Consider the following 20,835-nt stretch of genomic DNA (forward strand, 5'->3'; position numbering starts at 1 on the left):
AATGAAAAATTTTACTTTTTTTTGAAATTTTTTTTGAAATGCATGTTTTTTCCTCAAAAAGCACTGTATTTGTACGCCTATTGCGGAATAAACAAACTGGTCTGATGACTTTGGCTGTGCTATAACCTAAACCATAACAATAAACGTTAAGGAAAATTATGCATTTTGATCAATTACTCGCCATGGCAGCTGAACTTGGTAAAGACAAAACAAAAGTAATGCAGTTTCCAGAAAACTGGTGCCAAGGCCGCACTGCATTTGGTGGTTTATCTGCAGCTTTATTATATCAAGCTATACGGCAGCATATCGATAACTCTCGCCGTTTATTATCTTTAAGTACTAACTTTGTTGGCCCGTTAATCGCTGACAATGATTTTTCAATCGACGTTGAAGTCTTACGTGAAGGAAAAAACAGTGCGCAGGTACTGGCAAAAGTGATTCAAAATGGCGATGTTTGTGTTATTACACAAGCCTGTTTTGGGGCTGAGCGTCAATCAAGTGTACAAGTAGATGTCACTAAAACCATGCAGCTAAAACCCGTTGATGAACGTTTTACCCTACCTTATAAAGAAGGCGTGATGCCGGCATTTTTCCAGCACGTTGCACTGTGTTTGCAAGACGGCAATATGCCTTTCTCTGGAGCAGACACCTCACATTTAGGTGGTTGGATGAAATTCAAACATGTACCAGAGCAAATGAGTGAAGCGCATATCATTGCTTTAACAGATGCATGGCCACCGACTCTATTACAAATGTACAAGCAACCTGCACCAGCAAGTAGTATGTCATGGTACATAGAATTTGTAGAAGAACCTGCAATTGCCCATGATGCTTGGATTGGCTACGAGGCTGTTACCCATCATAGTAAAGATGGCTATGGTCTTGAAGATGGCTGTATTTGGAGTGAAGACGGTAAGCTAATTGCATTGAGCCGCCAAACTGTTGCGTTATTCGCGTAACTCTGGCTCTGAAAGCTGCGCGTACTCAGTACCATCAAGGCGAATAATTGCTTGGTATTCGCCTGATTCTATGATCTCACCAAGACCCAAATTAAACGTGTTTTTTAACGTTTTACTGTAAAAAAACGCAGGTCTTGGTGCTTCTTTAAAGATTGCATGCACAATAAAAGGTTTTACCTCAGCGCTTTGTTTATATTTTTCTAAATAATATAAAAACACCCGGCGCTCTAAAATAATAACATCAACCCAGCCCTTCATAAGGTGATCAACTTGCGCTTTTTGGTTAACCACTTCTTCGTAAGAGCGTAAAATATTGGTAACCGATTTAAAAGGTGCTTCAATAAAATTAGTTGCGTTCTGAAAGGCAAGTACACTTTTACCTGCTAAATCATAGATAGTGCTAATTTTTAAATCTCTGTTAGCAAGGCTGACCGCGACATTTTGATAGCGCAGTAGTTCATCACTTTTATAAACATGTGGAGTGAGAACTGGAGGAAAGTTTAATGCAATATCAACCTCTCCCTGCATAAGCTGTTGCTCTGCACGTTTATTAGACATGTAATGAATATGAATATTAGAGATGCCTTGTGACTTAAAAGCTGCTTTTAAAATTTCAAGTTGAATACCGCTATTGGTATCTTCGATAACATAAGGAGGTAAAGAGGCGCTTGCAGCAACAACAATAGGTTGTTGTATATTTGGCTCAGATAAACACTCACCTTTAACACTAATAAACAACATTAAAAGGGTAAATAATTGCTTCACTAATCACCATAATGAATTAAATGTATTAAAAAGCGTAATCGCTTTGTACAAATATTAGCTTATATTAAACAATGCTGCATTTGTATTTATGCAGTATTTGGTGCAAACTTAACTAAGTTCTTGTTTATGAGACCCTAAGTTTGCAAACAGCCTGCCCTAGTTGTGATCTGGTCGTTGAGATCCCACATTTAAATGCAAAACAAGTAGCGCTTTGCCCACATTGCAATACTAAGTTATCAACATCACAAGCCTGCCAAGACAGTACAGTGGTCGCATTGAGCTTAAGCGCAATAGTCATGCTTTTAAGCAGTATGTTTTATCCTTTTTTATCTTTCACGAGTAGCGGTATTACACAAACCATTACGCTTCCTGATGCTGCGCGTATTTTATTCAATTACGATAACGATTTTTTGGGTCTATTTATTGACATAAGCATCATAGGCTTACCTATGTTGTTATTACTATTGATTATTCCGCTACATTTAGGTGTATTAAAAGTACTACCTTATTTGTGGGGCAAAAGATTGTTAAAAACCACCTTTGCTTTAGAGCCTTGGATCATGTCCGAGATTTTCTTAATCGGGGTGATGGTCAGCATGGTCAAAATAATGTCAATGGCAGACATTGAATTTGGTGTAAGCTTTTGGTCCTATGTGGCATTTGTGGTTCTATATGTAGCAACCATGGCGAAGTTAAATAAACACTATCTTTGGAAGCAATTAAGAGAGCCCGCATATATAGATCAAACAATTGCAAACACACGAGCTATCGATCAAGGACTGCGTGCTTGTCATGTTTGTGGCCAATTATGTAATACTGAAATTTGCTCGCGATGTGACACAAAAACCTTTACCCGCAATCCTTATAGTGTACAAAAAGCGTTTGCTTGGTTGATCACATCTGTCGCTTGCTACATCCCAGCCAACATCTACCCAATTATGTATACCACCAGCCTAGGTGATGAAATGCCTTCTACGATTATTGGTGGTGTGATGATTTTGTGGAATAGTGGTTCTTATCCAATAGCCATGATCATATTTTTGGCCAGTGTAGTTGTTCCCCTTGCCAAAGCGCTAATCTTAAGTTTTTTATGCTATATGGTGATGAAGCCTGCAAATAGACAAACAAAAGGCTATACACGTATCTACCTATTAACTGAATTTATAGGTAAATGGTCAATGATTGATGTATTTGTTGTCGCGATTCTAGTAGCCTTAGTACAACTAGGAAATTTAATGTCTGTGACACCAGGCATCGGCACAATATTTTTTACCACTATGGTAATTTGCCAAATGTTGGCAGCCCATGCATTTGATCCACGCTTACTGTGGGACAGCCCTGCTAATTTAAAGAAAGTAAAACAAGAGACTCTGGCATGAGCGAAAACGCTAAAATAAAATCAGCGCCAAATATTTCGGCTATTTGGATAATTCCGTTAATAGCCCTACTAATAGGCGCATGGATGTTATACCAGTATCAGGCAAATAAAGGCACCACTATCTTTATAAAAATGCCTCATGCGGAAGGTATCGTTGCTGGCAAAACTGAAATAAAAGTACGTAGTGTAAAAATCGGCCAAATTAATCATGTACGTCTGTCAGATCAGCAAAATAGTGTAATTGCAAGAGCTCAAATCGATAAACACTATGATGACCTATTAACTGACGATGCAAAAATTTGGGTCGTTAAACCACGAATTGATGATACAGGTATTACTGGAATGAGCACTCTGCTCTCAGGCGTATACTTAGAATTTGCACCGGGTGAAAGCAAGAAGCTAGCGGATAAGTTTGAACTTCAGGATGAACCCGCATTAATTGGCAATGATGTTAAAGGTGGTCGTTTCACACTGCTTAGCTATAACGCTGAAGTACTTGATGTAAGTACGGGTATTTATTTCAAAGATTACAAAATTGGCCAAATAGAAACTGCAACCTTTGACTGGAAAAATCAGGCCATGAAATATGGCATTTTCATTAATGAGCCTTATCAAAATTTAATTACCTTAAATTCTATATTTTGGGTGAACTCAGGTATCGAAATAGACCTATCAGCTGATGGAATTAATGTAAATACAGGTTCATTAAGTAAGTTACTCAAAGGTGGAATTTCTGTAGGTATACCTGAGCAGCAATCTCCTGGTGAAGTCGCAACTAATGGACACAGTTTTTCATTAAGTAATAGTTATAAAGCCGCGTTAGAAGAGCGCTTTTATGACTTTGATTATTACTTAATCGATTTTGAGCAATCAATTCGTGGGTTAAGAGCTGGGGCACCTGTTGAATACCGTGGTATGCGTATTGGTAGTGTGGTTGAAGCACCAGCAAGTGTCATGATCGACGGCAAGCCTGCACACTTTAGAACTGACAATACCGCAGTACCTGCCCTTATTAAAATTGAATATGGTCGTCTTTACCACGACAGTACAGCTGCACGCGAGTTTTGGCATTCAAGCTTAGATAACTGGATTAAAAATGGCCTTAGAGCCTCTTTAAAGCCAGGAAACTTACTTACCGGCGCCGTATACGTTGACTTAGACATTTATGATAACGCGGAACCTGCCGAATTAAAGACTATAGCCGATTATACCGTATTCCCAAGTGTATCGAGTGGTATTACGGTCATAGCTGACCAAGTATCCGATGTGTTAAATAAAGTGAACAACCTTAAGATAGAAGACAGCTTGGCACAAATGCAAACTACGTTTTCTGAGTACCAAGAACTTGCTCATGACATGCGAGAATTGATCAATAAACAAGATACCCAAGATTTACCCGGTGATATAAATCGCAACTTTGCTGAAATGACTAAAAGCATGCAACAGTTCGATAAAACCATGAAACAATTTGAAAAAACCATGGCAAGTTACGAACAGGGTTCGGCTTTCCATCAGCAGTTACAAACCACCTTGTCCGAATTTAAACGTTTAAGTGAAGAGCTACAACCACTTACACGTGGCTTAAACCAGCAACCTAATATGTTGATATTTGATAAAGAACTACCCGCAGATCCAACGCCGAGGAAACAATAATGAACTATAAACGCTGTGTTTCAATCGCAGCAGTGCTGTTACTTTCGGCCTGCAGTCAGACGTCATTCTCAACTATTGAGTATTATCAATTCTCACAGCCAATCGTGAATATGCAGCGGTTAGCTGAAAATACGCAAGCTCAGCTAAGGATCAACACAGTACAATTACGTGGTGCGCTTAATAATCGTGGCATTGCTATGGTACTCGAAAACAACCGAGTCAATGCTGCTAACTACCATTTATGGAGTGAATCACCCGATTTAATGTTAACAGCGAGTGCCCATCAACAGTTATACACCGAACTAGATAATTGGATGGTAATAAAAGGTTTACCGGTGATCACCGATTTAGATCAACAAAGCTATTATGAATTAGAATATGAGCTACATCACTTTAATGGCGATGAGCAAGGCAATGCCAACATTGCAGGGCTTTGGCGTTTGTACTATACAAGCCCTAAATCGGGCCGAAAGTTAAAAGCGGTTAATTACTTCAATGAGCTTACACCATTACAAGCAAGTGATTACGAAGGGCTTGTCGCGACACTTGAGTCAACATGGTTAAAGGTAAACAAACAAGTTGCAAACGAAGTATCAAAGCTTACTCTTTAAAAAGAGTTTTAGAGGCTGATTGTCATCGTTAATGATGACATCGCCTATGAACTCAAAGCCAAGTTTCTGTAACACCTTTTGTGAGCCAATATTTGTTGGTGAGGTTATTGCTGCAAGTACACCAAGCTCTAATACGTGTTTTTTTACCATCAATAACCTAGCAGCAGATGTAATAATACCCTTACCTTCATAGTTAGCTAACAAGGCAAATCCTAAATCGGGGATAGCTAACGCATCGCGCTGAAAGAGCCCCACCATTCCAACCGGTGTATCATCAGCTAAACAAACAATATAACTGCCAAAGCCAAATTGCTGGTGGCTATTTATAAACGTTTGTTGAATATAATGCTCAGCTTGTGCGGGCGTATTAATGTTTTTATTACCTATGTGCTCTAAAAATGTTGCTTGGTTTAAAAGCTCAACGATAAAGCTCGAATCATCTGGCTGCCCAGCGCGCAAATATATATCTAACATTTATTAAAACACCTTACTCACGACATCATTGGTAAAATTAAGGCAATCAAGAACCCGCTCTTTTTGTACTTTAGATAACTCATCAATATCGAAATAGTCATACTCTGTGTGCTCATCGCTCAACATTATCTCAGCGTCCTCAGCCATATGAGCACGGAAAATAAACGCATGAGAGTTAAACGCGGTGTGATAATAAACGCCACTTAAATAAGCGATATCTACATCACAATTAAGTTCTTCTTGGCATTCGCGAAGTAACGCTTGATGAATGGTTTCACCTTTATCTAAAGCGCCGCCAGGTAGCCCCCAACTTTTTTGACCGTAATCAGCTTTTAGTAATAACACCTGACCTTGGTTGTTGGTGATAACCGCATGGCTACTGAGTCTGTAAGTATCTGAAAATGCCATAATCCCTTTGCTCAATTAATAAAAAGTGACGTTATAGATGAGTGTAAAATAATTATCATCGCAATTAAAATTGTTATTGACTAAATTAATATTCAGGATTATTTTTCTTGCGATGTTTTGGGCAAAACAAAAGCAGTATACCCTCTATACTGTCTGGCGCCAGCCAACGCAGGCACTTTCCCTAAAGGGTCCATAAAAGTGTGTTCGCGTAAAGCAGTTAATTGAGTCAATAGACTTTTGATTTCTCTAAGCAATCTCGATTGCTTAACTGTGTGAAAATTATAATGCAAGAACCTTCTGCGTTAAGTTTACTGCCGCCAGTATTGGTGGTGGTTTTGGCCGTATTTTTACGCCGCCCTATTTTATCTTTACTGATTGGTGCTTTATTTGGTTTAGCCATGCTAGGTCCGACCGCTGTGTTAGCCAATTTTGCTGATATTTCATTAAAAGTAATGCAAGACGAAACCATTGCCTGGCTAATTCTAGTCTGTGGTGGATTTGGTGCATTAATCGCTTTATTAGTGAGAACCGGGGGTGCAAGTGCATTCGCCGAATTAGCGTTAAAATTTGCCAAAGGCCAGCGTTCATCGTTAGTAATGACCTTTGTGCTAGGTGTAATTATTTTTATCGATGATTACCTAAATGCATTAACCGTCGGTGAAACTATGAAGCGTATCACCGATAAGTTTAAAATTAGCCGCGAAATGCTCGCTTATGTTGTTGACTCAACGGCTGCGCCTATTTGTGTGCTTGTACCACTCTCTACATGGGCCGTTTTTTTTGGTGGCTTGTTAGTTGATAATAATGTTGCACCAGAAGGTCAAGGTATTGCTGTATATATCCAAGCAATACCTTACATGTTATATGCTTGGTTTGCAGTCATTGTGGTATTACTAGTTAGCTTAAATGTCATTCCTGCTTTTGGTCCGATGAAAAAAGCACAACTACGTGCCATGAATAATCAAATCGAAATATCAAATAGCCAGTACACAGATGTTCAAACAGCGGATGAATACGCAGTAAAAGCAGCAGAAGAAAACTTTGAAACAGCCGCTTCAAACGGCAAACTCTATAACTTTTTAGTACCTATAGTTTTACTTGTTACGTTTACTGTTTACTTTGACATTGACGTCTATAAAGGGCTGCTGGCAACCTTTACCGTTGTTTTGCCTTTTTATATGTTACAAAAGTTGATGACATTGTCAGAACTCGTTGAGCGTATGCTCGATGGTTTTAAAAGCATGATACCCGCTATAGGAACTGTGGTTGCAGCATTTATATTTAAAGATGTGTGTGACCAATTAATGCTACCGCAATATGTCATAAATACCTTGAGCCCTTATATGACAGCACAGTACTTACCAGCCGTGGTGTTTTTAGCAATGGCAGTCCTTGCTTTTGCAACGGGTTCAAGCTGGGGGATTTTCGCAGTAACTATTCCTATTGTAATGCCACTGGCTTACGCAATTGATGCCAATATTCCTTTAGTGATTGGTGCTTTGTTATCGGCGTCGTCATTTGGTAGTCAAGCGTGCTTCTATTCAGATTCCACCGTACTTGCTGCACAAGGCTCAGGGTGTGATTTAGTCAGCCATGCTATCACGCAACTGCCTTATACCTTACTTGCTGCAACGGCTGCATTTATAGGATTTTTGCTTATCGCATAAATCAAAAAGCCCAAGCAATAGCTTGGGCTTTTGTTTATCAACTATTAAATTAGTTTTGGAATTTAATGCCTTTGTAAAAACTTTCTAAGTTTTCAACTTTTGTTTGGCTTTTCAGATCTGCAAATGGCTTGTCTGCAAACTTACTACCACGCATTTGAATGTTTAAACGCGCAGCTTCACTATTGAGCATCGTTTTCTTGTAATAATCTTTCAGATCAGCCAAGGTTACTTTTTCAACTTCAGCGATAAGCTTTTCTTTAGAGTCAAACTTAAAGTTCTCACGATACCAGTCTGTAATAAGTGGCGACATTTCATCACTTAAATTCTTAGGTTGCTCTTTTAAAGACACAAGCGTTGCATTTTTAAGTTGTGCAAATGTTTCTTCTGTCATGTTATCAAGCTCAACTGCGTATTGCTTTTTAAACTCATCAAAGCGCGCCTGCATCTCTTTAGGACCTTTAACCGGTGTTTGAATGTAAAGACCTAATGCAGAATAATCTTCGATTGGACGCGCTAACGCACCAACCGCATAAGCAAGTTGCTCTTCAGTACGTAACTTATCAAACGCTACGGTTCTAAAGTGGCTTTGTAAAATTTGTGCCTGTGCTTGTTGTTTATAGCCAGGGGTTGGGTGAACAACCATGTCAATGATTGCTACATCAGCTACATCAATATCTTTTTGTAAAACGATACGCTCACCAGGCTGAGGCAACCAGGCTTTACTTCTAGCAAACTCGGTCGCTTTATGACCTTTTGGTAAAATAGCGGTTAGTTTACTCGCAATAGCGTCAACATCATTTTGGTTATAGTTACCAAACGTGAATACGCGTAAGTCATTGGCAGCAAGTGTCGATTGCTTAATAGCCGTAAAATCGGCAAGGGTTAGTGCATCTGCCGCAGCAATCAAGGTTTCGGTATCAAATTTACCACTACGAGTAAGCTTAGAGTACTCACCGAATGCTTGATAGAACGGGAACTGTTTTTGCTGATTTAGTAAATCACGCTTAAAACGATCGATTGCTTGGGCAAAACCTTCTTCAGACACCTCTAAGATTAGATTTTCAAGCGCCTGAGCTAAAAGGACATCTTGTTTATCAGTGAAACCACTAAGCGATAACACAAGGCCATTACTTGGCTGTAACCCTAAACTCATACCTGCAACAGCGGCTTCTGTGCTTAATTTACTTTGTTGTAAGTTATAAAGATCAGCCCAAATTGAGTAAAGAACCTGTGATTTTACATTCACAAGGGCATCTGGCGTATTAATATAAACTTCAACAAGACCTTTAGGCTGCTCAGCAAACTGCTGACTTGCTTGACGCCAAACTTTAACGCCTTGCTGATCAAATACGAGTTCAGGATGCGCTTGTTGTTTAAACTCAGCTGTTTTAATTGCAAAGCTTTCAGGTAATAAGCGGTTTACTGTTGGTAATGCTAACGCGTATTCACTTGGTTTATTCCAGCTTGCAACTTCTGACTCGCTGATATCTTCAATACGATATTTACCATCGTAAAAATGCAGCTGTGAATCTGTCTCTTCTTGTTTTGAAATATACCAAATACGTAAAGTATCTTCGTTTAATTGCGAAAGGACATTTTGCACCGCATCTGCATCAAACTTGGCATAATAATAAGGTGCGTTAATTGCGTTGTTCACAGGGAACTTTTGCATGCTATCAGTTAAGTTACTTACATAACCAAACTCATCCCCTTTTTCTAGGAATTGAAACGAATTGTTTAACGATGTACGAATTTCATTAAAGTATTTGCTATCAACACCCTGCTCTTTGATAAGTGCAATATATTGCATAACCATAGCAACAATTTCTTCACGGTTTTGCATGCCGGCATCAGTCAATTCAATATCAACTGTTAAGCTTCCGTAGTTCCCATATTGCGTTGGTGAAGCAGAAGACGATAAACCTGATACCCAACCTTTATCACGTAGTATTTGTGCTGGGCTGCCTTGCATTTCGTTACTTAAAAGGTAAGAAACAAAACGGTTTGGTTTTACTGCAAACTGTGAACTGTTATCAGCAATTGTGAATTCTAATTGCAGTTGCTTTACGTCTTCATTCGGTGCGTAATAAACACGTTTACCGCCAGCTTCAGAGAAATCTAACTTATCAGTGACCGTTGGCTTTTCAATATTTTTATTTTCAATATCAGCAAAGTACTGTTTTGCTTTTGCTTCCATCTCAGCAAGTGGACGATTAGAAATCATCGCCACTTTCATAATGTTCGATGAATAGTACTTGTTATAAAAAGCAACGGTTTCTTTATGAAGATTGCTGCCTTCTTTATCACCTAGTGTTTCTAGGTTACCAATCAGGAAACGATTAGCAGGGTGTGAGCCCATCATTTGACGTGCCAGTTTAAATTGGCCAAAAAAGTCCATCTCACGGCGCATTGACCATTCGGCATTTACGGCATTTTTTTCTTTGTCTGTGTACTCAGGGTAAAGCTTTGGTGATTTAAAGAAATCCGCAAAACGGTCAAGTGCTTCATCGTAGGCATCATTGTTCACTTTGAACATGTAGTTTGTGATATCTAACCAAGTGTAAGCGTTATGAGCACCGCCATTTTTAGTCATAAAATCACTGTAACCTTTGGTGTCTGGGTAACGATCGGTACCAAGGAACAGCATATGCTCTAAATAGTGCGCCATACCTTGTTGCGACATAGGGTCGTGCAATAAACCAACACCAACACTCAATGCAGCAGCTGATTTTTCAGCACTTGGATCTGAAATTAAAATTACATCAATTTCATTATCAAGTTTTAATGTTTTGTACTCACGGGTGTCGTTTGGGCTGATAACTAACGAGTCTGGAATAAGGTTAGTATTAGCAGCAGGAGGCGTTGTGGTAGAAGTAGAAGAGCAACCTGCTAACACTGCAAAAGCGATTGCACTGAGTCCCATTATTTTTTTCATTATTTTGTATCCATTAGGAATTGAATAAATTTTTATTTATCATGTGTTTTCGAGCGCCGCAATTCAATGCTTTTCAGTTAAGTTACAGCAAAACTTTGTAACACATTGTGAAAATGCAGTACTTACGGTTAAAATTAATAGCAATAACTATAACAAAGGATGAGCTATGGAAAAGTGGCTAATTGTAGCAATGTTCACTCAAGTCTTTCTGACATTCATTGTGATGTACATTATGGGTAAACGCCGCTTTCGTGCGGCAAAACAAAAAACCATTGAGATGAAAGACTTCTTAACAATGGAACTTGAAAAGGCTGGGGATAATGTTCGCGTAGCAGACCGTAACTTTATCAATCAATTCGAAATGCCTGTGCTGTTTTTTATTGCCTGTTTAACAGCTCTGCAAGTAAATGCTGTAGGTACTGTTTTTGTTGCCCTTGCTTGGGTTTATGTTGCATTGAGAATTATTCATAGCGTAATACACTTAACTTCAAACACCTTGAAGGCGCGCTATTATAGTTTCGTTGTCAGTAGCTTTATAATGCTAATAATGTGGGTGCTGATTTTAGTTAGAATCTTTTAATAATCATCAATACAAAGAAATAAGGCGCTTTTTAGCGCCTTATTAACTTTTTGGGTTGGAACTATTTACGACGAGCAAAGCCTGCTAGGGCTAATAAAGATAGCATCCATGCAAGACTACCACCTGAACTACTACCGCCGTTGTCTGAAGCGTCATCTTCATCAATCAGCGTGTTTTCTTTTGGTGATAAAGAAGCAGATGAATTAGGGTCATCGTCAATCACAGTTACACTGTTAATGTAAAATAAGTTTTCACCACTAAAACCTGATGTTGTATCTGGGCACTGCTCTTCATTTAAGTTTACTACTGGGATCTCTCCACAATGTACTAATTCTGTGATTTGCTCTATCACAGCCATACTCTGGACAGTTACCTCGCCAAAAACGGTAAAGCCACCATTTTGTAAGTCAAGATTTGCGCTGTTATCTTTTAAATTAAAAAACCACTGACTGGTTGCACTGTTAGCATTGCCACCAAGCTTAGCCATTGCAATGGTACCTTTCACATTAGACAACTCTGGTTCATTAGTAATAGCGTCTGCGGTGTCTATCGCATCAAAGTCAGTACCAAATTTAAAACCCCCACCTTGTAAAATAAAGTTATCAACAGAACGATGGATAACGGTGCCATCGTAGCTACCATCTGCAACATAATTTAAAAAGTTCTCAACTGTAACAGGTGTCTGTTGATCATAAAGATGAATCGTAATGCTGCCCAGGTCCGTTTGCATTTCGACAATAGTTGCATTCGCTGTAAAACTGCTAGCCAATAAAGCTGTTGCAAGTAGATGTTTTTTCATTGTTTATCTTTCCTGATAATTTCTATTATAAAACTGCAAGAAGCTTAAACAAAATAGGCAGGTGCTTAAATAGCAAACAAAACAGTTACACAAAACGCGTCAAATCAATTACATCTCAGTTACATTAATTTACACTATGTATTCATTATGGTTATAAAAAGTTTAAAGATTAAATCAAAATCGTCTTATCAAATAGGCTCAGTTTGTTAGTATCTGCACGACAACAATGAACACACAGGAATGAACCATGGCGAATGAAGAGAACGCAATATGCGATTTTGGCCTACACCAAGGTGAGCCTTATAGTAAGTTACCCGCTAGTTTTTTAAATTGGATGGTCGGCAATAATCATCTTAAGTCTCATTATGCAGAACAAGAACTACAACGAAGACAACTTGCCGCAACAGGACAACTAAATACAGAAAATAGCGACAAAAGTTTATAAAAGACATTTAATTTAAACTTAAGTCGTTTAAACTAAGCGCATAATTAACCTACTGCTCTATTCAGGCAAACAATTATGCGTTTTTTTTTACTAACATCGCTACTGGTTACCCTAACCGCGTGTAGCTCCTCTTCTAACAATACAGATTCAGCCCAATATTTCACTCTGCTCCATACTAATGATAATCACGGTCGTTTTTGGCATAACGAACATGGTGAATATGGTATGGCTGCTCGCAAGACTTTAATTGATCAATTAAGAGCCGATGCTAAAGCACAAGGACATGCAGTTTTACTGCTGTCTGGTGGCGATATCAATACAGGTATTCCTGAATCAGATCTACAACACGCAGAACCGGATTTTAAAGGTATGTCTGTAATTGGTTACGATGCCATGGCAATTGGTAACCATGAGTTTGATAACCCGCTGGCTGTACTCGATAAACAGCAAAAATGGTCTAACTTCCCTTTTTTATCAGCCAATATTATAGATAAAACGACCGGTGAAACTCGTTATCAAGCATACAAAATCTTTGAAAAAAACGGACTCAAAATTGCTGTCATTGGTTTAACCACAACAGATACAGCAAAAATAGGTAACCCGCAGTATATCGGTGGCCTAGAATTTAAAGACCCTACAGAAGTGACTGCAAAGTTAGCCCCAAAAATTGAAAAGCAGTACAAGCCTGATATCACTATTGCTGTAACGCACATGGGTCACTATGTTGATGCTAACTTTGGTATTAATGCACCCGGTGATGTGACTATGGCGCGTAACTTACCAAAAGGAATGCTAGATATTATTGTCGGCGGTCATTCACAAGAGCCGGTGTGTATGAAAGAAGCCAATGTTGCTGACGAAAGCTTTATGCCAGGTAAAGCGTGTAAGCCTGATCAACAAAACGGTACTTGGATCATGCAAGCCCATGAGTGGGGTAAATATGTGGGAAAAGCTGAATTCAAATTAGAAAACGATGAATTAACTCTGCTCAATTACTCACTTATTCCTGTCAATCTTTATATCGATGATGAAAATGGCAATAAACAGCTAGCGGCTGAGTACATCGAGCCAAACAAAAACTTACAAGACATGCTCGCGGTTTATCAGAAAAAAGGTGCAGCACAAATTGCTGGTAAAATAGGTAACGTGGATGCAAAACTTGAAGGTGACCGCAATAAAGTACGCTATGAGCAAGTAAACTTAGCACGCGTTATTATTGCTGCACAAATGCAGTCAGTGGGTGCTGATTTTGGTTTGATAAGCGGTGGCGGTATTCGTGATAGCATTCAAGTTGGCGATGTTAGTTATAAAGATATTTTAAAAGTTCATCCTTTTAAAAACCGTATCACCTATATTGATATGACAGGCCAAGAGCTATATGACTACTTGCAGGTTGTTACTTCTTTCCCACCTGATTCAGGTGCCTACTTACAATACTATAAGCTAAGCTTCAAACGCGATAACGACACTTTATCTGATGTTAAAATTGCTGGTAAACCACTTGATATGACTAAAACATATCGAATGAGTATTAATAGCTACAACGCCTCTGGTGGTGATGGCTACCCTACGCTTACCAATAAAAAAGGCTTTGTAAGTACAGATGATACCGATGCACAGGCATTAAAACGTTTCTTTGAGCAAAATAGCCCTGTTAAAGCGGCTGATTACACTCCTAAGCAGTTTTAGATACCTAATCATCAATATCTAAATAGATAAAGGGAAGTCAGTGACTTCCCTTTTTACTTTAAAACTAGATTATTTCCCTATGACTTCAATATCGGTGATCTCAATCGACTTCAATCCGTAATGATGTAATCGAGAGCGTGAACCTTCACCATGGGCTTTAGGCGGATAATAGGTTTCTTTTATCTCAAGCTGGTCTTGCCAAACTTCATCAAGGGCTGCCCGAATTTCGCTTAAAGTTTTTTCTAAGCTATTGGTAAAGTTTGGTCGTTTACGTATTGTGTGACCAAGCTCAACTAACCGGTAAAAATACTTGTTCGCTAAAGTCAGTAATTCTTCTGGTACATCTTTATTTTGATTAAGCACTACGTCTGGTTGCTCAATACAAAACTCAACTAAAGCGAGATAAAAACACAATGGTTTATTCGCAAGGGCCACTGTTTTATCGACATCGCAACTAGCAGCCAAGGTTTTATTTTGAAGATCGACTATCAATTTAGGTTTTTCTTCTATCTGAACTGCGACTTCAGGTTCGTTTTTAGCTATTTGAATCTTGGTTCGTTCACTGATAAATAATAAGTAGGTAAATGTAGATGCAAATAAGCAGACCAGAATGAACACAGCTATATCGTTTTTATCTAATAAAGAAGATGCGATAACAAAGCTAACCGTTAATGATTTTTGAGGTGCATGTAATTGCTTAGTAATTAAATCAGCACGAGCAGGATATTCCGAAATACCTTCAATAGAGTAAACCATAACGCCTGAGTCTGCTAATTGAGCATTAAGACGCTTGATATAATTGAGTACCATGTCTCTACTACCGGAGTGCTTCAAAAAACCATCTGGTAAATTTAAATGGTTTAAATCAAGAGCAATACGGTTTTCAACTTTTGCTAAAGTCAGTGCATCATTAGTTGTTGTCTTATAAGCTTTTGCAGTAATGAAGGTAGCAAATAATACCAAGCAGCAGCTTAAAAATATTGCGCCATAAATAAGCTTAATTCTAATTGGCAACATTGCTATCCCCTACTTTCATTGTTTGCTGAGTCGAGTCACATTCCCAAAAAGACTCAACATGATTAAAGTAATGAGAATTCTGATTGTGTGCCAAAAGGGTTAATTGCGCTTGAACTGCACATAAAAGGTCGGTGTTTTCGTCCTGCATTTTTAAATACCAACGACTGCCACTTATATTGTCGCGTATAGGCGTAATATAATTTTTAGAAAAACGTTGCTGATCACTGTCTTGCCAATAAGAAGAAATTAAATCAACCTTTCCACTGGCAAGCAGCTCTCTTAACTCAGTATGGGAACTAGCGTAAGTTATATCTAGGTTTTCTAGGTTGATATCTAATTTTTTAAATAGCTGCTTTGGTAAAATATGTCCTGAGCGACTGGTTGGGTAATCAAGTAAACCAATGCGTTTATCTAAAAAGTAGCTCTTATCAATTCTAGGTTTTTCTTTACTCGAAATTAAATAGGCAGTGTAATCAGGAAATCCAACAACAGCTTGATAGTTGTAAGTTGACTCCGCCATAAAAGCGTTAATTAAATTTTCTTTAGCAAGGATTAAATCAGCAATCCCTTTGCCTAAAAACTCAATCGTGTCTGAGGTTTTATAACCCCAATAAGAGGTTACCTTGCCATATTGTTTACTTATGATGTCATCATCGCATAAGGTTTTAGCCACATCCTCAGCCAACACTTTGCCCGATGAATACACCACTAACTCGTTAAGGTTAACCTCTGATTTGGTATCACATTGAAAAGACGTTTCAATAAATGCATCGATATCAGAAACAGCCGGTTTACCCTGCAAAATTCCGATATAAAAAAACAAAATAACTGATAGAAACAAAAATGTAACAATCGACGATTTTTTTATTAGTATTGTTCTTAAATTCAATTTTAATAGCCAACAACGCTCCGTTGTCTCTATTTGAACAATTATTCTTACTTATTACAACAAGTAATTTTACCTGAATAATTTAAACTATTGATAAATAACATATATGAACAAGAAATTATGAATCTTATTGAGTCCTTTCTATTTGATTTTAAATTCAGGAAAATATGTCACAAGAAATCGTGCTTCATTGCACATTCATTTTGGACACTGAGTCAATGTTACAAAAAACAATAAAAATGTTGCTGTTATCAACACCAGTTATTTCAGCAGTGTTAAGCACCCCTGCAAATGCATGGGGTCAAAATGGTCATCGTATTGTTGGTGAAATTGCATCTAAGCATATTACAGACACCACTAAACTAGCATTAGTTCCTCTACTCGATGGTGACTCACTACCACAAGTTGCAACGTGGGCTGATGAAATGCGTTCTGCTCCAGAAAATTTCTGGCAAAAGAAATCTTCGCGCTGGCATTACATTAACTTTAAAGAAGGCGATGCTAAACCCCATTACGATTCAGATGCCCATCATAATAAAGAAACCGTGTCAGATATCCTTGAAGGCATGGAATACTCAACCTCAGTTTTACAAAACCAGAAAGCCTCACTAGCTGAAAAACAGTTCGCACTGCGTTTTTTAGTTCATCTAGTTGGTGACAGCCACCAACCTTTTCATGCCGGACGCGGTGAAGATCGTGGTGGCAACAATATTTCTGTCACATTCTTCGGTCAAGATACCAATTTACATAGCCTATGGGACACAAAACTCATTGAAAATGAAAATTTGTCCTATACTGAGTTTGCGCAATTTATAAATACAACAAATCAAGCGTTAATCACGGACTATCTTGCCAGTTCACCTAGCGATTGGTTAGTCGAATCAAATAATATTGCAAATTCACTGTATAACGAAAATGAAACAAACGTAAGTTATACTTATATCTACAAAAACTTACCAATTGTGAAAACTCGCCTACAGCAAGGCGGTATAAGATTGGCTGGTTTATTAAATACGTTATTTGATAAATCAGCAAAACCGTTAGTAAAGGCACTTAAGATGCCAACTGACAGCAAACTATAAATGAAACATAACCTCTAACACGGGAAATAACATAATGAAAATCCAACTCCGCAAAACAGCTCTATCACTTGCTATTGCAGCATGTGTTGGTGTGAGTGGTGCAGCGTTAGCAAATGAAACAACATCTGCTATCAAGGGTCAAATCAAAGGTCCTAGCGGCAACCCTGCTGCTGGCACTAAGATCACTATCGTTCACTTACCTTCAGGTTCAACTAAAGAAACTGAAACGAACGATGCGGGTTACTTCACAGCAAAAGGCCTACGTGTAGGTGGTCCTTACCGCGTTGTTGTAGATTCTGACGTATTCGCAGATCAAACATTCAACAACATTAACCTACAAGTGGGTGCTGACTACCCAGTTAATGTTACGTTAGAGAGACAATCTGATGTAGAACAAATCGTAGTTACTGGTCGCCCTATCAGCCGTATGTCTGGTGGTACAGGTCCTGCTGCAACGTTCACTCTTGAAGATTTAGAAAACCAACCAGCTATCAACCGTGATTTAAAAGATATCATCCGTATCGACCCACGTGTAACTATCGATGATAGCCGCGGTTCAATCAACTGTGGTGGTGGTAACCCACGTTTTAACAGTTTAACGCTTGACGGCGTTCGTATGAACGATAACTTCGGTTTAAGCTCAAATGGTTACCCAACTATCGGTGCTCCTTTCTCTTTCGATTCAATCGAGCAAGTTGCAGTTGAGCTAGCACCATTTGATGTTCAATATGGCGGTTTCACATCATGTAACATCAACGCAGTTACTAAATCTGGTGGTAACGAAGTACACGGTGGTGTTTTCTTCGATTACACAAATGATTCAATGAAAGGCGATAAAATCGAAGGTGAAGACTACGATAACGGTGATTACACTGAAAAACGTTACGGCTTCAACGTTGGTCTACCGCTAATCAAAGATAACCTTTTCTTATTCACATCTTATGAAAAAGTTGAAGGCGTTAAACAATACAACTACGGCGGCCTAGACACAGGTAGTGTTTCTGCTGCAGACGTTGCACGTGTACAACAAATCGCTCAAGACGTTTACAGTTATGACGCCGGTGGCATGCCATCAAGCGCACCTGTTGAAGATGAAAAAATCTTAGTTAAGTTAGACTGGAACATCAACGACGATCACCGTGCAAACTTAATCTATAACTACAATGATGCTTTCACGCTGTCTCAATCAGATGCATACAGCAACACTGTAACCTTAGACAACCACTTCTATAAGCAAGGTGCAGAATTTACATCAATCATTGGTTCACTATACTCAGATTGGTCAGACAACTTCTCAACTGAAGTTCGTATTGGTAAGTCAGAGCTAGATGCAACAGTTGCTTCTTTAGATGCAGCGAGCAGCTTTGGTGAAATGCAAATTCGCACAGAAGACGGTGGTACTATCTACATTGGTCCAGATGACTCTCGTCAATCAAATGACCTAGACTATGAAACAACAACTTTTAAATTTGCGGGTACATACTATCTTGATCAACATACGATCACTGGTGGTTACGAATACGAAAAGCTAGACGTATTTAACCAATTCGTACAACACACTCAAGGTGAGTGGCGTTTTAATTCTGTAGACGATTTTGAGAATGGTTTTGCAGACCGTGTTTACTACAACAACGCTGCTGGTACGAACGATCCAACTGATGCTGCTGCAAGCTTCTCATATGCACAACATACATTCTATGTGCAAGATGAGTACAGCTTCACAGATTTAGATGCGACACTAACGTTTGGTCTACGTTACGACAAATACACAAGTGACGACAAACCAAATTATAACAAGAATTTTGCTGATCGTTACCAAAATGAAGAATTATATGATTTTGGACCTAATTTTGATAATCAAGGTACATTCGACGGTATTGACCTTATTCAACCTCGTGTTGGCTTTGAATGGTATGCAACTGATGCATTAGAAGTACGTGCAGGTGTTGGTCTATTCTCTGGTGGTAACCCGAATGTTTGGTTATCTAATTCTTACTCTAACGATGGTATTACCAATATTTCAACTCAATTAAGAGACGGAATTGACTTATTTAATACACCAACAGTAAATGGCGGTATTCCAGGTTACGAAGTACCACAAAGCTTGTACGATAAGGTGGCTAATACTGAAATTGGTGCAGGTGATTCATCAGTAAATGCTGTTGACCCAGACTTTGAAATGCCATCAGAGTGGAAATACTCAGTTGGTGCAACATACACAACTGAAGATGAGTACGTATTCTCGCTGGATTACTTATTCACTAAGCGTAAAGATGCTGCAATTTTACAAGATATTGCATTGACACAAAAAGTAGATTCAGATGGTAATTTAGTATATTCACAAGTAGACGGACGTCCAATTTTAACTGAGGTTGAAGGTCGTAGTGGTGACTTATTGCTTACAAACGTAAGTGGCGATAGCGGTGAGTCTCACATCATTTCTGCTGCAATGAGCAAGCGTTTTGATAACGGTATTAGCTTACAACTAGCATATGCTTACACTGATTCAACAGATGTTAACCCTATGACTAGCTCAGTAGCGAGCTCAAACTACGGTAACATGGCGACATACGATCCGACTAATCCAGGCGCACACACATCTGATTACGAGATCCCACATCGCTTTACTATGACATTAGGTTATACAACTGAGTTGTTTGATGGTTACAACACTCGTTTCAACCTATTCAGCGAAACGTACAAAGGTCTTCCTTACAGCTATACGTTTGATGATTCAGACGACGTTTGGGGTGATAGCAACTCAAATGGCGGTCGTCAGTTAATGTATATCCCTGAAGTAAATGACCCTAACGTTGTTTACGATATGACTCCTGAAGAAGTGACTGAGTTTAACCAGTGGATTTCTGCTCAAGGCTTAGCTCGCGGTGAAATCTCTGGTCGTAACCGTCAAAATGCTGATTGGTTCACTAAAGTTAACTTCAAGATGACTCAAGAGTTACCTGGTTTCATGCCTGGTCACAAAGGTGAAGTGTTCTTCGTTATCGATAACTTAACAAACATGTTAAACGATGACTGGGGCGTACTTAAGAAAGGTAGCTTTGTAGGCAACAGCATGGTTACAGTAACAACTGATGACCAAGGTCGTTACGTATACTCAGACTTCAACCCTAACAATGGTAAAACTGCAACACAAAGCAGCGCATCAGTTTGGGAAATGCGTGTAGGTGTACGTTACACATTCTAATAACAAGTTAACCTTGTTATAAAGCAAAAGCCCGCCCCTACTGGCGGGCTTTTTATGTTTTGGAGAAAGTTAGGGAGTTGCTAGTTACGAGAGTAAAGCTACTAGGGGAAAGTTAGCGATTTGCTAGGTATCAGCGACTTTACATCGCGCCCTTCTACATAAAACCTAGAACCTAATACCTGATAAATCCTTTCGTAGGACTGGCTTTAGCCGGGAATGGTTGTAGAAATGAGATACGAGATACAAGAGCAAAATAAGCCAGTACCAAGATTAAAGCTT

The 20,835-nt window shown here is 38.8% G+C and carries 18 protein-coding genes; 11 read left to right on the forward strand and 7 right to left on the reverse strand.

Features of this window, described 5'->3' with window-relative positions; translation table 11 throughout:
• The first annotated feature begins 158 nt into the window (after positions 1–158).
• Positions 159–959: a thioesterase family protein gene (locus tag BIZ38_RS12395; RefSeq protein WP_187490383.1), complete on the forward strand. Its 801-nt coding sequence runs from the start codon at positions 159–161 to the stop codon at positions 957–959.
• Here the strand turns inward: BIZ38_RS12395 and BIZ38_RS12400 are convergent.
• Positions 948–1,724 (reverse strand): substrate-binding periplasmic protein, encoded by a 777-nt coding sequence (locus tag BIZ38_RS12400; protein WP_249364082.1) that lies wholly within the window; start codon positions 1,722–1,724, stop codon positions 948–950. The genes BIZ38_RS12395 and BIZ38_RS12400 overlap by 12 nt on opposite strands.
• A 140-nt stretch (positions 1,725–1,864) precedes the next feature.
• Here BIZ38_RS12400 and BIZ38_RS12405 point away from each other — a divergent pair, with 140 nt between their 5' ends.
• From BIZ38_RS12405 to BIZ38_RS12415, 3 genes are read left to right on the forward strand one after another with little or no spacing between them, the layout of a single operon-like run.
• Complete coding sequence (locus BIZ38_RS12405) at positions 1,865–3,103, forward strand: PqiA/YebS family transporter subunit (RefSeq protein ID WP_187490384.1); 1,239 nt, start codon at positions 1,865–1,867, stop codon at positions 3,101–3,103.
• Positions 3,100–4,755, forward strand: coding sequence for an intermembrane transport protein PqiB (gene pqiB / locus BIZ38_RS12410; RefSeq protein WP_187490385.1), 1,656 nt, complete (start codon positions 3,100–3,102; stop codon positions 4,753–4,755). Before BIZ38_RS12405 ends, pqiB begins: the two co-directional genes overlap by 4 nt.
• Positions 4,755–5,366, forward strand: coding sequence for a membrane integrity-associated transporter subunit PqiC (locus BIZ38_RS12415; RefSeq protein ID WP_187490386.1), 612 nt, complete (start codon positions 4,755–4,757; stop codon positions 5,364–5,366). The genes pqiB and BIZ38_RS12415 overlap by 1 nt, the downstream gene beginning before the upstream one ends.
• Here BIZ38_RS12415 and BIZ38_RS12420 read toward each other — a convergent pair.
• Together BIZ38_RS12420 and BIZ38_RS12425 are read right to left on the reverse strand one after the other, a co-directional pair.
• Positions 5,349–5,840: a GNAT family N-acetyltransferase gene (locus BIZ38_RS12420; RefSeq protein WP_187490387.1), complete on the reverse strand. Its 492-nt coding sequence runs from the start codon at positions 5,838–5,840 to the stop codon at positions 5,349–5,351. The two genes, BIZ38_RS12415 and BIZ38_RS12420, sit on opposite strands and share 18 nt — an antisense overlap.
• A gap of 3 nt (positions 5,841–5,843) precedes the next feature.
• Positions 5,844–6,248 carry an NUDIX hydrolase gene (locus BIZ38_RS12425; protein WP_187490388.1) on the reverse strand — a complete coding sequence of 135 codons (405 nt, stop codon included), beginning with the start codon at positions 6,246–6,248 and terminating at the stop codon, positions 5,844–5,846.
• A gap of 284 nt (positions 6,249–6,532) precedes the next feature.
• Between BIZ38_RS12425 and BIZ38_RS12430 the strand changes: the two genes are divergently transcribed.
• Positions 6,533–7,915, forward strand: coding sequence for a Na+/H+ antiporter NhaC family protein (locus tag BIZ38_RS12430; RefSeq protein ID WP_138599797.1), 1,383 nt, complete (start codon positions 6,533–6,535; stop codon positions 7,913–7,915).
• 49 nt (positions 7,916–7,964) lie between these two features.
• On the opposite strand, the gene BIZ38_RS12435 is transcribed toward BIZ38_RS12430, so the two are convergent.
• Entirely contained in the window at positions 7,965–10,850 is a 2,886-nt protein-coding gene (locus tag BIZ38_RS12435) for an insulinase family protein (RefSeq protein ID WP_187490389.1), read from the reverse strand.
• A 166-nt stretch (positions 10,851–11,016) separates the two neighbouring features.
• Between BIZ38_RS12435 and BIZ38_RS12440 the strand changes: the two genes are divergently transcribed.
• The gene (locus BIZ38_RS12440; RefSeq protein WP_054552201.1) at positions 11,017–11,430 is read left to right on the forward strand and encodes an MAPEG family protein; all 414 of its coding nucleotides are present in this window, start codon (positions 11,017–11,019) and stop codon (positions 11,428–11,430) included.
• Between the two features lie 61 nt (positions 11,431–11,491).
• Here BIZ38_RS12440 and BIZ38_RS12445 read toward each other — a convergent pair whose 3' ends face one another.
• Positions 11,492–12,169, reverse strand: coding sequence for a peptidylprolyl isomerase (locus tag BIZ38_RS12445; protein ID WP_366035299.1), 678 nt, complete (start codon positions 12,167–12,169; stop codon positions 11,492–11,494).
• On the opposite strand from BIZ38_RS12445, the gene BIZ38_RS22020 reads away from it, so the two are divergent.
• From BIZ38_RS22020 to ushA, 3 genes are all read left to right on the forward strand, one after another.
• Positions 12,138–12,245 carry an AgrD family cyclic lactone autoinducer peptide gene (locus tag BIZ38_RS22020; RefSeq protein WP_365995968.1) on the forward strand — a complete coding sequence of 36 codons (108 nt, stop codon included), beginning with the start codon at positions 12,138–12,140 and terminating at the stop codon, positions 12,243–12,245. The two genes, BIZ38_RS12445 and BIZ38_RS22020, sit on opposite strands and share 32 nt — an antisense overlap.
• Before the next feature lie 231 nt (positions 12,246–12,476).
• Positions 12,477–12,674, forward strand: a complete 198-nt coding sequence (locus BIZ38_RS12450; protein WP_054552199.1) for a hypothetical protein — start codon at positions 12,477–12,479, stop codon at positions 12,672–12,674.
• A 75-nt stretch (positions 12,675–12,749) separates the two neighbouring features.
• Entirely contained in the window at positions 12,750–14,363 is a 1,614-nt protein-coding gene (gene ushA / locus BIZ38_RS12455; protein ID WP_138599801.1) for a bifunctional UDP-sugar hydrolase/5'-nucleotidase UshA, read from the forward strand.
• Between the two features lie 69 nt (positions 14,364–14,432).
• On the opposite strand, the gene BIZ38_RS12460 is transcribed toward ushA, so the two are convergent.
• Together BIZ38_RS12460 and BIZ38_RS12465 are read right to left on the reverse strand one after the other, a co-directional pair.
• Entirely contained in the window at positions 14,433–15,380 is a 948-nt protein-coding gene (locus BIZ38_RS12460) for a hypothetical protein (RefSeq protein WP_187490390.1), read from the reverse strand.
• Positions 15,367–16,269, reverse strand: a complete 903-nt coding sequence (locus tag BIZ38_RS12465) for a hypothetical protein (RefSeq protein ID WP_187490391.1) — start codon at positions 16,267–16,269, stop codon at positions 15,367–15,369. Before BIZ38_RS12465 ends, BIZ38_RS12460 begins: the two co-directional genes overlap by 14 nt.
• Before the next feature lie 218 nt (positions 16,270–16,487).
• On the opposite strand from BIZ38_RS12465, the gene BIZ38_RS12470 reads away from it, so the two are divergent.
• Positions 16,488–17,351, forward strand: a complete 864-nt coding sequence (locus BIZ38_RS12470) for a S1/P1 nuclease (protein ID WP_187490416.1) — start codon at positions 16,488–16,490, stop codon at positions 17,349–17,351.
• Between the two features lie 34 nt (positions 17,352–17,385).
• Positions 17,386–20,556 (forward strand): TonB-dependent receptor, encoded by a 3,171-nt coding sequence (locus tag BIZ38_RS12475; protein WP_187490392.1) that lies wholly within the window; start codon positions 17,386–17,388, stop codon positions 20,554–20,556.
• Positions 20,557–20,835 lie beyond the last annotated feature (279 nt).

Source organism: Pseudoalteromonas sp. BZK2, assembly GCF_014349195.1.
Lineage (GTDB): Bacteria > Pseudomonadota > Gammaproteobacteria > Enterobacterales > Alteromonadaceae > Pseudoalteromonas > Pseudoalteromonas simplex.

Excerpts from the sequence above, each read along its gene's own strand:
- BIZ38_RS12395 (WP_187490383.1), top strand. The coding sequence starts at position 159 with ATGCATTTTGATCAATTACTCGCCATGGCAGCTGAACTTGGTAAAGAC.
- pqiB (WP_187490385.1), top strand. The coding sequence starts at position 3,100 with ATGAGCGAAAACGCTAAAATAAAATCAGCGCCAAATATTTCGGCTATT.
- BIZ38_RS12415 (WP_187490386.1), top strand. The coding sequence starts at position 4,755 with ATGAACTATAAACGCTGTGTTTCAATCGCAGCAGTGCTGTTACTTTCG.
- BIZ38_RS12420 (WP_187490387.1), bottom strand. The coding sequence starts at position 5,840 with ATGTTAGATATATATTTGCGCGCTGGGCAGCCAGATGATTCGAGCTTT.
- BIZ38_RS12425 (WP_187490388.1), bottom strand. The coding sequence starts at position 6,248 with ATGGCATTTTCAGATACTTACAGACTCAGTAGCCATGCGGTTATCACC.
- BIZ38_RS12430 (WP_138599797.1), top strand. The coding sequence starts at position 6,533 with ATGCAAGAACCTTCTGCGTTAAGTTTACTGCCGCCAGTATTGGTGGTG.
- BIZ38_RS12435 (WP_187490389.1), bottom strand. The coding sequence starts at position 10,850 with ATGAAAAAAATAATGGGACTCAGTGCAATCGCTTTTGCAGTGTTAGCA.
- BIZ38_RS12440 (WP_054552201.1), top strand. The coding sequence starts at position 11,017 with ATGGAAAAGTGGCTAATTGTAGCAATGTTCACTCAAGTCTTTCTGACA.
- BIZ38_RS22020 (WP_365995968.1), top strand. The coding sequence starts at position 12,138 with ATGCTGCCCAGGTCCGTTTGCATTTCGACAATAGTTGCATTCGCTGTA.
- BIZ38_RS12450 (WP_054552199.1), top strand. The coding sequence starts at position 12,477 with ATGGCGAATGAAGAGAACGCAATATGCGATTTTGGCCTACACCAAGGT.
- ushA (WP_138599801.1), top strand. The coding sequence starts at position 12,750 with ATGCGTTTTTTTTTACTAACATCGCTACTGGTTACCCTAACCGCGTGT.
- BIZ38_RS12460 (WP_187490390.1), bottom strand. The coding sequence starts at position 15,380 with ATGTTGCCAATTAGAATTAAGCTTATTTATGGCGCAATATTTTTAAGC.
- BIZ38_RS12470 (WP_187490416.1), top strand. The coding sequence starts at position 16,488 with ATGTTACAAAAAACAATAAAAATGTTGCTGTTATCAACACCAGTTATT.
- BIZ38_RS12475 (WP_187490392.1), top strand. The coding sequence starts at position 17,386 with ATGAAAATCCAACTCCGCAAAACAGCTCTATCACTTGCTATTGCAGCA.